The sequence below is a fragment of the Vibrio hippocampi genome (genome assembly GCF_921292975.1).
In the GTDB taxonomy this organism is placed as follows: Bacteria; Pseudomonadota; Gammaproteobacteria; order Enterobacterales; family Vibrionaceae; genus Vibrio; species Vibrio hippocampi.
The window spans coordinates 1,888,909-1,903,662 of sequence record NZ_CAKLCM010000002.1; the positions used below are offsets into that span (position 1 = coordinate 1,888,909).

The following is a 14,754-nucleotide window of genomic DNA, read 5'->3' on the forward strand; positions in this document are numbered from 1 at the left end:
CTTTGATTTAATTTAATCTTTCCCCTCATATTTTTTGTGGTTTACGGCGAACGTTATCTCGATTTGAAAGTGATATGTTTAGCAGAATAGTGGGATAATTTGGTCAAAAATATTGATATGTGAGACAATATCTAGATCTGCATACTCTACTAGCTAAACGATTCTCCCCTACAGTGAATCTGACATACGCTGATGGGTAGATAAACGAAACACAATTATAAGAGGCGTTTATGCGCAATAATGATAAACAAGACAATTTAGTCAGAGCCTTTAAAGCTCTACTTAAAGAGGAGCGTTTTGGTTCCCAAGGAGAGATCGTTGACGCGTTGAAACTAGAAGGCTTTGAGAATATCAACCAATCTAAAGTCTCACGTATGTTAACCAAGTTTGGTGCGGTGAGAACTCGCAACGCAAAAATGGAAATGGTCTACTGCTTACCAGCCGAGTTAGGCGTACCAACCGTTTCAAGTTCACTTCGTGAATTAGTGCTGGATATTGACCACAACGTTGCGCTTGTGGTTATCCATACCGGTCCAGGAGCGGCACAACTGATCGCACGACTACTTGACTCTTTAGGCAAGTCTGAAGGCATACTGGGCGTCGTAGCGGGTGACGATACGATCTTTATTACGCCGACTCTTAACATTACTACAGAGCAACTTTTCCAGTCAGTTTGCGACCTCTTTGAATGGGCAGGCTAAACAAAAAAACGATTGTTTTTTAAACGCTTAGAATAAAGTATCACGGAAAGGATTATTTCCGTGATCTAACTCACATCTTGGAACTTCTCGTTTTTTATTTTACATTTATTGTAACCAATTGTTTTTAGAGATAAACATTCCACATTATCGCTTTATCCCTATTGTTACCGTACAGATAAATACACTATATATCACGCTATTAGAATCATTTTCTGCCGATTTTTTTGCTATCATGACCGCGCATTTTCAACAGAAGGATTGAAAATGGCTCGGTTTCCGCAAGGGAAACTTCTGAATAGAACTATAGTTATTCAAAGCTTACTAGTTATTCAAAGCTATAGTTATTCAGAGCTAATAATGGATAAGGAAGGAAAATTCATGGCACTTAAGAAACTTGTTAAAGTCGGTGCAATTGCTGCTGCAGTTATGGGCGCAGGCGCTGTTAACGCTCAAGAGTTCATTACAATTGGTACAGGTTCAGTAACGGGTGTTTACTACCCAACTGGTGGTGCAATTTGTAAGCTTGTGAATAAAGGTCGCAAGGATCACAACATCCGCTGTTCAGTAGAGTCTACTGGCGGTTCTATCTACAACGTGAATACCATCCGCGCAGGCGAATTGGATTTTGGTATTGTACAGTCTGACTGGCAGTATCACGGTTACAATGGTACCAGCAAGTTTGCTGACCAAGGTCCGTACAAAAAGCTTCGCGCTATGTTCTCTCTACACACAGAACCATTCAACATCATCGCTCGTACTGATGCTGGTATCGAAAACGTATCAGATCTAAAAGGCAAACGAGTCAACATTGGTAACCCAGGCTCGGGTGACCGTGCGACGATGGGTGTGGTTATGGACGCATTTGGCTGGACAAATGACGATTTCAAACTGGCTTCAGAATTGAAAGGTTCAGAGCGTTCACAAGCACTGTGTGACAACAAGATTGACGCGTTTGTTTACGTTGTAGGTCATCCAAATGGATCAATCAAAGAAGCAACAACGTCTTGCGATGCAAAACTGGTTTCTGCTACTGGTGACAAGATCGACAAAATCGTAGCCGACAACCCTTACTATGCATACAGCAGTGTTCCAGCGGGTATGTACCGCGGTACAGACAACGATGTGAACAGCTTCGGTGTTGCAGCAACGATGGTGACAACTTCTGATGTTTCTGACGAAGTCGCTTACAACGTTGCGAAAGCCGTTTTCGAGAACTTCAACACCTTCAAGCGTCTGCACCCAGCATTCGCTAACTTGAAGAAAGAAGATATGGTGCAAGCGGGTCTCTCTATCCCACTGCACCCAGGTGCTGTTAAGTACTACAAAGAAGTGGGTCTTATTAAGTAAGGCTTCGCTGGGTAGGAGCCACTCTCCTACCACTTTTCATACGAGTCATCTCGAAAACAACGACATCAGACTAGTTCTGATGTCGTTATTTTGGGCTTAGTTTTGACAGCCCACGATATTTAGAGCCCAATTAAAACGGCAAAATCATCCTATAATCTATTATTGGTTGGCGGCACATCATTGTCAGCCTGTATATTTTGTTCGTTAATTGAAGGCATTGGACCATAAATAATAAAAGGTAAAGTACATGACGCAGACATCGCAACCGTCGCAAGATGTGCAAGAAATGGTCGCTCAGGCAGATACTGGGGCACGTAACCCAGCAGGGATTCCAGGTAAAATTCTCTGGTTCGTCCCTCTTTGCTGGTCATTATTCCAACTTTGGTACGCATCACCACTACCGTTTATTTTTGATTTCGCCGTATTGAATGACACTCAAGCCCGTTCTATACACCTTACGTTTGCTGTATTCCTTGCGTTTACTGCCTACCCTGCATTAAAAGGCTCACCCAGAGATCGTATCCCTGTTATTGATTGGGTATTAGCATTAGCAGGGAGCTTTTCAGCGGCGTACATCTACATTTTCTATTCACAGCTTGCCGATCGTTCTGGCGCACCGACAACGATGGATATCGTTGCTGCGGTTACTGGTATGGTGCTGCTGTTAGAAGCGACAAGACGCGCTTTAGGTCCACCGCTCATGGTGGTCGCTGCTGTATTCCTGTTATATACATTTGGCGGTCCTTATATGCCAGATGTCATTGCGCACAAAGGCGCAAGCCTAAATAAAGCGATGTCTCACCTTTGGTTAACGACTGAAGGGGTATTTGGTGTTGCGCTTGGCGTATCGACTTCGTTTGTTTTCTTGTTTGTACTCTTCGGTGCCATGCTAGAACGAGCGGGTGCGGGTGCGTACTTTATTAAAGTCGCTTTCTCGCTGCTTGGTCATATGCGTGGCGGTCCGGCAAAGGCGGCCGTTGTTGCATCTGGTCTATCAGGGTTGGTATCAGGCTCTTCTATTGCCAACGTGGTAACAACGGGCACATTCACCATTCCTTTAATGAAGCGAGTTGGCTTCCCTGGAACCAAAGCCGGTGCGGTCGAAGTGGCGGCCTCAACCAATGGTCAGCTAACACCTCCTATTATGGGTGCCGCTGCCTTCCTGATGGTTGAGTATGTCGGTATTTCTTATGTTGAAGTTATCAAGGCGGCTCTGTTACCGGCTCTGATTTCATATATTGCTCTTATCTATATTGTTCACCTTGAAGCCTGTAAAGCGGGGATGACCGGTTTACCACGACGTCACACACCAACGCTGGTACAAAGCCTACTGTCATTCACTGGCACCATTTTAGGTCTATGTGTAATTAGCGCGGTGGTGTACTACGGTATCGGCTGGACTAAAGGTGTATTTGGTGATGCTGCAACCCCAATCGTTGCGGTAGCGCTTCTGCTGACCTATTTAGGTCTACTGAAGATCTCTTCGGCGTACTCTTCGGGTAGTCCAGAGATCGACGCTGAGTTAACTGAAGTTCCAGATCCCGGTCCGACGATTAAGTCCGGATTACACTTCCTACTCCCTATCGTGGTGTTAGTTTGGTGTTTAACTGTGGAACGCTTCTCGCCGGGTTTGTCTGCATTCTGGGCAACGGTGTTTATGATTTTTATCCTAATCACACAGCGCCCATTGATGGCGATGATGAACAAGTCGAACGATATAACCGAGCAACTTAAAGCTGGCTTTGTCGACCTTGCTGAAAGTTTAGTCAACGGTGCTCGAAACATGATCGGTATCGGTGTGGCAACAGCGGCAGCAGGCACAGTCGTGGGCGTGGTAACGCTGACGGGGATCGGACTGGTGATGACGGAATTCGTTGAGTTTATCTCCGGCGGTAACGTTATTCTCATGCTGCTATTTACTGCGGTGATCAGTCTAGTGCTTGGTATGGGTCTGCCAACAACGGCAAACTACATCGTAGTTTCAACGCTGATGGCTCCGGTGATTGTAACGCTTGGCGCGGCTCACGGCTTAATCATTCCACTGATTGCGGTGCACTTATTCGTGTTCTATTTTGGCATACTCGCTGACGACACACCGCCGGTGGGTCTCGCCGCCTTTGCGGCCGCCGCGATTGCAAAATCGGATCCGATACGTACTGGTATTCAAGGCTTTACCTACGATATTCGTACCGCCATCCTACCATTTATGTTTATCTTCAATACTCAGTTATTGATGATGGGTGTCGAAAGTTGGTGGCACTTAATGCTAACGGTTCTGTCTGCCATTACGGCGATGTTATTGTTCTCCGCGGCGACTCAAGGTTGGTGGTTTACCAAGAACAAATGGTGGGAAACCATCTTACTATTGGTACTGACTTTCTCGTTCTTCAGACCGGGATATTGGTGGGATATGTTGTACCCAGCCAAAACTGTCACACCGGGTGTTGAGATAGCTCAAGTTATTGAAAAGCTAAATGTTGGACAATCTATTCAGCTGAGGGTTGCTGGCGAAACGCTGGAAGGTAATTACGTTGAAAAAACCGTAAATTTACCTTTTGACGATCAAGCCAAAACTGCCGAAGACCGCATCAGCTCGACGGGACTTATGCTCATTGAAGCCGACGATAAGATGATTGTTGATATGGTGGAATTTGGCAGTCCAGCTGAAGCGTCTGGGGTCGACTTTGATTGGGAAATCAAGTCGGTTATCCAAGATGCTGATAGACCGATGAAAGAGTGGGTGTTCTTGCCTGCGCTGTTAATCGTGCTACTCATGGCAGTCAACCAGAAGCGTCGCGCCCGTAGGGAAAATTTAAGCGCATAGTATAAAAGTAAAGTTAGAGCTCGAAGCCCAAGTAACGAAAGTTTCAATTATTTTATAGCGTCAATTGCTACTCTGTTACTTGGGTTGATATTTATACCCGCTCTTGCTGCTAACGATTTGGATAAAAGGATCAGCTCCAGCGTTCTAATTTATGCTCAATATCACCATAGAAGAGAGAACATATGTACAAGCAAATCCTTGTTCCTGTCGATCTAAATGACAAAGGTTTTTCTGACAAAGCGGTAGAGATTGCTGTTTGGCACGCGAAACACTCTAACGCAGAGATCCACCTGCTCAACGTACTTCCTGGTATTCACATGTCTATGGTCGCGACCTATTTTCCAAAAGACGCCGCAGCTAAAATGAAACAGGATGTCAAAGCACAACTTAAAGCGTTTGCCGATCAACACATTGATGACGATGTAATCTATAAAGTGCATGTTGCTGAAGGTAAACCATGGGCAACGATTTTAGATAACGCCGAGCGTCTAGGCGCGGATCTGATCGTGATGCCAAGTCATAAGCGTTCAAAAATTGACAAGGTTGTTCTTGGCTCGGTGGCGAGTAAGGTTGTGCAGAATTCGCCGATTAATGTACTCGTCGTTAAGCCGCAGAGTAGTTAGGATATTAGGTGCTAGGTGCTAGGTGCTAGGTGCTAGGTGCTAGGTGCTAGGTGCTAGGTGCTAGGTGCTAGGTGCTAGGTGCTAGGTAGATCAGATTAACTCCTCAAGCTGGGCTTGGGGAGTTTTTTTATCTGTTTTTATCTGGGTTGCTTGTCTAGACGACTCGGTTTTTTATGGGGTGTTGCTGTAGGCTGGCTTCGATATTGGCGACTAAAATTTCACATAATCGGGTAATGGATGAATCACTGCCCCAAGCGACATGGGGGGTTAGAATTAGATTCGGCAAGGTGCTGTTTGCCAGTAATGGGTTGCTGTCGTCGGCAGGTTCTTCGGTAAACACATCGACGCCAGCACCACTAATTTCTCCGCTCTGTAGTGCTTCAACTAGAGCCTGTTCATCCACCAAACCGCCACGTCCGGTATTGATCAAAACTGCGGAGGATTTCATCTGTTGCAGTTCATCACGACCAATCAGATTTCGAGTGTCATCGGTCAATGGGCATAAAAGCGACACGGCATCGCTGTTTGCCAACACTTGCTCAAAAGGGGTATAGCCTTCTCGGCACTGCTCCGCCCGTTGTCGCTCAGCGAATAACACCTTGACACCGATTGCCTGTGCCAGCGTCGCGGTGGCGCGTCCTAAACTCCCCGACCCGATAATGCCCAAGGTTGAACCTGCGACATCTTTGATAGGGTGAGTAAAGAAACAGAATTTGTTCTGCCTCTGCCACTCTCCCGTTTGAATATCCTTATGGTAGCCAGGAATACGACGAAACAGCGCAAAAAGCAGGGCAATCACATGTTCCGGAACTGACTGGGTCGCATAGCCTTGTATGTTCGACACTTGGATACCCTTCGAGGCGCAATAGTCTAAATCGACGTTATTCACGCCGGTTGCCGCGACGGCGATATGTTTTAATCTTTTGGCGTGAGTTAACGCGCTTGCATCGAGAATCACTTTGTTGGTGACCACAATATCCGCGTCTTTAATACGCTCAACCAGTTGTTGTGGCGACGTCTCTGGATAGTCTATCCATTGATGAGGACAAGAAAGAGAAGGGATGGTGATATGAGGAGGAATGGTATCACGATCCAAAAATACAATTTTAGCGGTTTGAGGGTCAACGAGAGACATACAGCTTCCTAGCGAATTTCAATCACTTGAATTTAGCATGTCCTCGCAAACAAGTAACCTGCCACTACTGTTTGGGTAACGTTCTATAATCCGGTAACGCCAGCGGCGGTTGGAAGTGGTCCACCGCCACGCAAGTCGCTTGCGGGTAGAAGTCACAATCAACAAACATCGCTGTGAGCTGATTATTGCTCGGATGATAAAAGGTCAATTCTGCAGCATGCAACTCAAGACGCTCACTGTATGCGAGCGCTTCTGGCGTTGCGTAAAACTCATCGCCAACGATAGGATGTCCCAATGCCATCAAATGCACTCGCAACTGATGCGAGCGTCCGGTAATCGGAAACAGTCGTACAATACTGGTTTGTTGCTCAGACTTAACCACCTCATAATACGTTTGAGATGGCTTACCATGTTCATAACAAACCATTTGCCTTGGTCTGTTTGGCCAATCACAGATCAACGGCAGATCGATCAAGCCTTGTGCTTCACTCGGCGTTCCCCACACTCGTGCATAATAGACTTTGTGGGTTAATCGATACTGAAACTGTTTTTTTAGACTCCGCTCAGCTTGTTTGTTTTTCGCCAACAACATCAAACCTGAGGTCGACATATCCAGACGATGCACCACCTGTATTTCAGGGTACCGTTCCACCAAACGACCCCACATGCTGTCGTAGTGTTCCGGTGCACGTCCGGGCACGGACAACAGTCCAGAAGGTTTATTCACGACAATAATGTCTTGGTCTTCAAATTGGGTTTCAATCCAAGGAGATGTCGGTGGCGTATAGCTGAGCATTGCCATGAAAGTCGTACCGCTTATAGTTGAGTTAAGGTGCGCCGTAGAGTAACGCACCTTATGGTGATGTTTAGTTGTGGCTGACCACGATAAGTCGCAATGAATCCAATTGTACTTGGGCGTGATTGATATAGCCATCAAGCGCTTGGATCTGCTGCTCTAATGCCTCAATCTCTTCATCACGAATATTAGGATTGACTGATTTCAGTGCTTGCAAGCGTTCCAGTTCACCATTCAAACTGGCATACATCACTTTGTGAGCCTGCTGTTTCACCTCATCCAACTTAGGCTCAACCACCTGATTACCGGCGTCAATCAGCTTGTGAATATCGCCCTGTACTGAGGTCACCAGTTTGCTGCCTAGATGGCGATTCACTGGGCTTAGCTGTCGGTTGAAGCTTTCAAACTCAACTTGCGCTGAAAGGTCATTGCCTCTTGCGTCCATCATTAAGCGAATTGGCGTTGCTGGTAAGAAACGGCTAATGCCACTTTGTTTTGGCGCTTGTGCATCAACCACATACACTAACTCCAGCAAGATTGTCCCCACTGGCAAGGCTTTGTTCTTCAATAACGACACCGCACAAGTACCAACACCTTCACTCATGATCAGATCGATACCACCTTGAATCATTGGGTGTTCCCAGCTGATAAAGTTCATATCTTCACGAGACAAGGCGGTTTCACGATCAAAGGTAATGGTCGCGCCTTCATAAGGCAGCCCCGGATAGCTTGGCACCATCATGTGTTCAGATGGTGTCACCACCAACGCATTTTCGCCCTTGTCATCTTGATTAAGACCGATAGTGTCAAACAAACTCAAAGCGAAAGTAACGAGGTTAGTATCCCCATCCGTTGCGGCAATTTTTTCTACGATCTCTTGCGCCGCTTCGCCACCATTTGAGTGCATCTCTAATAAACGGTCACGACCTTTTTCAAGCTCAAGTTTCAGTTCTTGGTTGAGATGTCTCGAGCCTTCAATCACCTCTTCAAGTTCGCTTGTGTCACCAGAAGCTAACATCTCGATAATCGAGTCTGAATAGCGGTCATACACGGTACGTCCCGTTGGGCAAGTCTCTGCAAAAGCATTTAATCCCTCATCAAACCAGCGAGCGAGAATGGCTTGAGACGTCCCCTCAAGGTAAGGGACATGAATATCAATATCACGCAACTGACCAATACGGTCCAAGCGACCGATACGTTGCTCAAGCAAATCTGGGTTAAACGGCAGATCGAACATGACTAATTGATTAGCAAACTGGAAGTTGCGCCCCTCGGAGCCAATTTCGCTACAGATAAGCACCTGCGCCCCACCCTCTTCTTGAGCAAAGTAAGCCGCCGCTTTATCGCGCTCTAGGATAGACATGCCTTCATGGAATACCGTCGCTCTAATACCCTCACGCTCACGCAAGGCTTGCTCAAGTTGCAACGCCGTACTAGAACGGGATGCGATCACTAACAGTTTATCGCTGCGTTTGGCTATAATCTTTTCAATCAGCCAGTTCACTCGTGAATCAAACTGCCACCAGCTGGACTCTTCCCCTTCAAACTCTTGGAAGATTTCTTCTGGGTAGAGCATCTTCATTGCGCGCGCTTCTGGTGCCATCTTGCCACCGATCATGCCCGACACTCGCATCGAAGTGGTGTATTGCGATGGAATCGGCATTGGCAATAAGTGAACATTACGCTTTGGAAAGCCCTTAATTGCCGCACGAGTGTTTCTGAACAACACTCGACCTGTGCCGTGACGATCCATCAGATTGTCAATAAGTTCAGTACGCGCTGTCGCCTTTTCTTGCTCATCCGCTTGGCTTTCTAGCACCTTGAACAGCGGCTCGACGTCTTGCTCCGACAACAATTCAGTGATCTGGTTTTTAGCGTCATTGGTCAATGCGTGCCCCGATAGTAACTCGGTCACCGCATCCGCCACTGGAGCGTACTGATCTTCTTCATTAACAAAGGCTTGATAATCAAAGAAACGGTCAGAATCCAAGAGTCGTAAACGGGCAAAATGGCTCTCACGCCCCAATTGCTCAGGGGTTGCAGTGAGCAACAGTACGCCGGGCGTCTGCTCTGCGAGCGCTTCGACCACTTGATAAGCACGACTTGGGGCTTCTTGGCTCCACTCAAGGTGGTGAGCTTCATCAACCACCAACAAATCCCAATCCGCGTCCAATGCCTGTTCAAAGCGCTTGCGACTCTTACGCAAGAAATCCAAAGAACAAAGTACAAACTGCTGGGTATCAAAAGGATTGTCTGCTTCAGCGAAGGCTTCAATGCATCGCTCTTCATCAAAGATAGAAAAATGCAGGTTGAAACGACGCATCATTTCCACCAGCCACTGATGCTGAAGTGTCTCTGGGACGACAATCAAAATACGTTGAGCTCGCCCAGACAGTACCTGTTGATGAATAATCATCCCTGCTTCAATGGTCTTACCTAAACCGACTTCATCGGCTAGAAGAACGCGAGGCGCGTAACGGCGACCGACTTCATGGGCAATAAACAGCTGATGAGGAATAAGACCGGCACGCATGCCACAAAGTCCACGCATTGGACTCTTGTGCTGCTCATACTGGTTGCTGATGGCGCGATAACGCAATACGAAGTTATCCATACGATCAATTTGACCGGCGAACAACTTGTCTTGAGGCTTATTAAAGCGGATCTGGTTGCTAAGAAATATCTCTCGCAGCACCACAGATTCTTGAGTGTCTTGACGAATACCTTGATAGCTATGCAAGCCCTGATCTTCGATCACTTCTTCAACGAGCAAAGACCAACCTTCTTGGCTATCTATGACATCACCGACATTGAAAGTAACTCGCGTAACCGGAGCATCGCTTCGGGCGTAGACTCGATTCTCTTCTGAGGCTGCAAACATTAATGATACTGTTCTCGCGTCCAATGCGACGACTGTACCTAATCCTAAATCACTTTCCGTGTCGCTTATCCAACGCTGCCCTAAAGCAAATGTCATAGAAAGACTACCTCACTCGTTTCGATATCTTTGATGTATTCAGGCGTACTATTTATCGCTAATGATAAATCTTGATGATACCCAAATTATAGTAGGTCAATGAGCAATTTTTGCTCAACCTTAACTGCCAGTTGAAAGGTCGGTAATCTTACTGCAAGGCGTGATATAGGTCACGCCAATTACCCGTAATTACGGTGATTTTTTTAAATTATATCGGTTGACATAAAAGTGAAAAATTTGCATGGCTAAAGTGATATTACCCACACAAGTTGACGCAACCTGTTGGTGTGAACTTGTGATTTGAGTATCGAAAAATGAAGCGAGCTCACGCAAGCAACCAGATTCATTTATACTCAAACTGTAGACCGAAGCAAAATTCACCTTGATAGCCTAGATAGTCTATTGCTCCTTCAGTGGTTTGCTAACGTATACAAGGGTACTCGCTTCAGTCCTAGACGGTATTAATACGGTCTAAGGTTGAACAAACAAAGTTGACTCATAAGGATTACCACTCAGAGCCAGCCTTGATTACCGAGTCTGACTCCGGTTCCTTATCAGTGACAAGGACAAACGCCGATTTCGGCAAGGAGACTCTATGGGCGATACCGACCGCAAAATTTTTGTTCTCGACACAAACATTCTCCTCCACGAACCTCTCGCGATATATTCTTTCAAAGAACACGACATTGTCATTCCTATGACGGTACTGGAAGAACTGGACCGCATTAAAGACAGCAAACGCGATGTCGCACGTGATGCCAGAGTGGCAATACGCGCCCTCGAATCTATTTTCAAAGACACAACACCCGATGAAATTTCCGACGGTATTCCATTAGCGAATCATCATGAAGCCACCGGCTCGATTTCTATTTTCGCCGAATACGCCATCCAAGACACCTCGAAAGCCTTTATGGATAAAGAGGGGGACAACCGTATTCTCAATGCTGTGCTGTACTTACAAAACAAACGCGCACCAAGAGAAGTCGTCCTCGTCACCAAAGACATCAACATGCGATTACGAGCAAAAGGGGCGGGCGTTCGTTTTGTCGAAGACTATCGCACCGACCAACTGATTGATGATGTGCAATACCTCACTAAAGGCTTCCAAGTACAACCGGGGACATTTTGGGAAAACATCGCCGAGGTAGAAAGTAAAACCCTCGCCAATAAAACCTATCACACCTTTAGCAAAGAGGCGTTAGACCCGACGTTTGTGAATCAATACGTCATTGATGAAGAGAGCGACTTTGCCGGTCGTGTCGCGGATATTGATGAAGAGGTGGTCACAATCCGGGATCTCAGCCAAGAGCGCTTGCTGTGTCGTCAAGCTTGGGATATTCGTCCTAAAAATATCTATCAAGGAATGGCGATGGATGCGCTCCTCGATCCGGATATTGACTTGGTGATTCTTACCGGAGCCGCGGGTAGCGGTAAAACGCTGCTTGCGATGGCGGCAGCGCTTGAGATGACCATTGAGCGTGGTATGTTCGATAAGATTATCGTGACTCGAAATACCCCAGATATTGGTGAATCCATCGGCTTTTTGCCCGGCACCGAGGAAGAGAAAATGATGCCTTGGCTCGCAGCGGTCACCGATACCTTAGAAGCGTTACATAAAAACGATCACTGCACGGAAGGATCGATGAAATACATCTGCGATAAAGCCAATATTCAATTTAAATCCATCAACTTTATGCGTGGTCGTTCAATTCAAAATGCGTTTGTGCTGTTGGATGAATGTCAGAACCTGACCGCATCCCAGATAAAAACCATTATCACCCGCTGCGGTGAGGGGACTAAAATCGTCTGCTCCGGAAACTTGGCGCAGATTGATTCACCGTACCTAACACCGGTGACCTCTGGACTGACTTATATGGTGGAACGTTTCAAGAACTTTGGAGGCAGCGCCAACATTCACCTCAACGGTGTGGTACGCAGTCGCTTGGCTGAGTTTGCGGAAGAGAATTTGTAACCCTGAATAAAACGAGACTCACCCCATAAAAACATAAAGCTCCCAAGTTATGGGAGCTTTATTCAACATTTGACGAGTGGCAACCAGATCAAATTAATCCGTACCGCCCACCGTCAAAGAATCCAACTTAAGGCTTGGCTGACCGACACCAACAGGAACACTTTGACCGGCTTTACCACACACGCCAACCCCACGGTCGATACTTAAATCGTTACCTACCATCGAGATTTGCTGCATCGCTTCAATGCCAGAGCCAATTAACGTGGCCCCTTTCACTGGTGCGGTGATCTTACCATCTTCAATTAAATACGCTTCTGAGGCAGAGAATACAAACTTACCTGAAGTAATATCCACCTGACCACCACCAAAGTTAGGCGCATAAAGCCCTTTCTTAACGGTAGAGATGATCTCTTCCGGCGTATGTTCTCCCGGCAGCATATAAGTATTGGTCATTCGTGGCATTGGCAGATGAGCATAGGATTCACGACGCGCATTACCAGTTGGATTAACGCCCATCAGGCGAGCGTTCAGTTTGTCCTGCATATAACCTTTCAATACACCGTTTTCAATCAGCATATTGTATTGACCATGAACACCTTCATCATCCACATTCAACGAACCACGCAAGTCCTTTAACGTGCCATCATCGACGATGCTACAAAGGCTAGAAGTGACCTTATCGCCAATCTTGCCAGAGAACACGGAAGATTCTTTACGGTTAAAGTCGCCCTCAAGACCATGCCCTACCGCCTCGTGCAGCAGCACGCCCGGCCAACCTGAGCCTAAAACGACCGGCATTGCACCCGCAGGAGCATCAATGGCTTCAAGGTTGACTAACGCTTGACGAATCGCTTCATCCGCATAGTGATACGCCACCTTTTGACCTTCTTCATCGGTTAGGAAGAAATCGTAGCCATAACGACCACCGCCACCCGCACTACCACGCTCACGACGGTCTCCTTTTTGTGCAAGAACACTGATTGACAGTCGTACCAAAGGACGGACATCGCCAGCAAAGGTGCCGTCAGAGGCGGCGACCAACATCTGCTCATACACGCCGCTTAAGCTAATCGACACTTCTTTGACTAGAGGCTCTTTGGTGCGGATATAGGCATCAAGCTGTTTCAGCAATTCCGTTTTTTGTTGTTTTTCCCAGCTTTCTAACGGGTTAAGTGCCGAATAATAGACTTGGTTATCTTGACGGCTCAGCGCCTTAACTTGAATATTTTGACCCTGTTGAGCAATACCGCGGGCGGCGTGAGCGCTGCGTTTTAGACCATCAAGTGAGATCTCATCAGAGTAGGCAAAACCGGTTTTTTCACCTGTAATGGCGCGAACACCAACACCTCGGTCAATATTAAACGAGCCATCTTTGATGATGCTATCTTCCAGCACGAGCGACTCATGCCAGCTAGATTGGAAATAGATATCTGCATAGTCAATTTGACGAGTGGCAATACTGGCCAACGTAGCTTCAATATCGTTTTCTGATAATCCTGTCGGTCCCAACAGTGCGTCTTCTATGCGTTCCATATATGGTTGCTCTTATATTATCTTAAATTCTGTTCAAATCGGATATGCTTGGCGACTGGCATGTTGTGCCTAAGTTCATCAACCACATTAAAATTCAGTTGGGCAGCGAGATGCCCTGGCTTGGTATCTAAACTCGCATGCACTTCTCCCCATGGAGAAATAATCATAGAGTGCCCCCATGTTTCTCTGCCGCAGGGATGAGTCCCTGTTTGGTTTGCCGCTACTATCCAACATTGGTTCTCAATGGCTCTGGCACGCAGCAAGACTTCCCAGTGCGCTTTTCCCGTCATTGCAGTAAACGCAGCGGGCACCACAATGACATTGGCTCCATGAGCGCGCAGTGTGGTGTAAAGATGCGGGAATCTTAAGTCGTAGCAAATAGATAAACCAATGGCACCAAAGTCTGTCGGGATCAAAGAGATCGAATTGCCCGCAGTAAAGGTTTCGGATTCTCGATAGCGCTTATGATCATCCGCAACGTCCACATCAAACATATGCAGTTTGTCATACTGATAATCACAATGACCGTTCTCATCAAACACTAACGTGGTGGTGGTCACTTCCGTATCAGAGCGACGGACTGGGAAGCTACCCAATATCAAGTTAACTCGGTACTGCTTGGCGATATTAGCCAGTGAGAACTGCATTGCTCCATCGGCAAAATACTCAGCAAATTGATGATAATCATATTTATTACCAAACACCACTGCATTCTCGGGAGTTAAGATCCATTTCACTCCCTTTTCAGCCAACGCTTTGACCTGCTGTTCAATAAAAGCCAAGTTATGCTCTGGAACGGGTCCGGAGGTCATCTGGATAATGCCGAATTCGATTGATGCCATATTC

10 protein-coding genes are annotated in these 14,754 nt (G+C 46.6%); 5 read left to right on the plus strand and 5 right to left on the minus strand.

What is annotated here, in order from left to right; translation table 11 throughout:
* Positions 1–230: 230 nt before the first annotated feature.
* From argR to L9Q39_RS10905, 4 genes are all read left to right on the plus strand, one after another.
* On the plus strand, positions 231–701 hold the full coding sequence (gene argR / locus L9Q39_RS10890) for a transcriptional regulator ArgR (RefSeq protein ID WP_237485083.1): 471 nt from the start codon (positions 231–233) through the stop codon (positions 699–701).
* Between the two features lie 378 nt (positions 702–1,079).
* Positions 1,080–2,048 (plus strand): TAXI family TRAP transporter solute-binding subunit, encoded by a 969-nt coding sequence (locus L9Q39_RS10895; protein ID WP_237485084.1) that lies wholly within the window; start codon positions 1,080–1,082, stop codon positions 2,046–2,048.
* A gap of 247 nt (positions 2,049–2,295) precedes the next feature.
* The gene (locus tag L9Q39_RS10900) at positions 2,296–4,872 is read left to right on the plus strand and encodes a TRAP transporter permease (protein WP_237485085.1); all 2,577 of its coding nucleotides are present in this window, start codon (positions 2,296–2,298) and stop codon (positions 4,870–4,872) included.
* A 182-nt stretch (positions 4,873–5,054) separates the two neighbouring features.
* The gene (locus tag L9Q39_RS10905; protein ID WP_237485086.1) at positions 5,055–5,495 is read left to right on the plus strand and encodes a universal stress protein; all 441 of its coding nucleotides are present in this window, start codon (positions 5,055–5,057) and stop codon (positions 5,493–5,495) included.
* Between the two features lie 154 nt (positions 5,496–5,649).
* Here L9Q39_RS10905 and L9Q39_RS10910 read toward each other — a convergent pair whose 3' ends face one another.
* From L9Q39_RS10910 to rapA, 3 genes are all read right to left on the minus strand, one after another.
* Positions 5,650–6,630: a D-2-hydroxyacid dehydrogenase gene (locus tag L9Q39_RS10910; protein ID WP_237485087.1), complete on the minus strand. Its 981-nt coding sequence runs from the start codon at positions 6,628–6,630 to the stop codon at positions 5,650–5,652.
* A 64-nt stretch (positions 6,631–6,694) separates the two neighbouring features.
* A complete protein-coding gene (rluA, locus tag L9Q39_RS10915; RefSeq protein ID WP_237485088.1) occupies positions 6,695–7,432 on the minus strand; it encodes a bifunctional tRNA pseudouridine(32) synthase/23S rRNA pseudouridine(746) synthase RluA in 738 nt (245 codons plus the stop codon).
* 64 nt (positions 7,433–7,496) lie between these two features.
* The gene (gene rapA / locus L9Q39_RS10920) at positions 7,497–10,403 is read right to left on the minus strand and encodes an RNA polymerase-associated protein RapA (protein WP_237485089.1); all 2,907 of its coding nucleotides are present in this window, start codon (positions 10,401–10,403) and stop codon (positions 7,497–7,499) included.
* Positions 10,404–10,998: 595 nt separating this feature from the next.
* On the opposite strand from rapA, the gene L9Q39_RS10925 reads away from it, so the two are divergent.
* The gene (locus L9Q39_RS10925) at positions 10,999–12,375 is read left to right on the plus strand and encodes a PhoH family protein (protein WP_237485090.1); all 1,377 of its coding nucleotides are present in this window, start codon (positions 10,999–11,001) and stop codon (positions 12,373–12,375) included.
* A 93-nt stretch (positions 12,376–12,468) separates the two neighbouring features.
* Here L9Q39_RS10925 and tldD read toward each other — a convergent pair whose 3' ends face one another.
* Both tldD and L9Q39_RS10935 read right to left on the minus strand, forming a co-directional pair.
* Entirely contained in the window at positions 12,469–13,908 is a 1,440-nt protein-coding gene (gene tldD, locus L9Q39_RS10930) for a metalloprotease TldD (protein ID WP_237485091.1), read from the minus strand.
* 17 nt (positions 13,909–13,925) lie between these two features.
* Positions 13,926–14,750, minus strand: coding sequence for a carbon-nitrogen hydrolase family protein (locus tag L9Q39_RS10935; protein WP_237485092.1), 825 nt, complete (start codon positions 14,748–14,750; stop codon positions 13,926–13,928).
* Positions 14,751–14,754 lie beyond the last annotated feature (4 nt).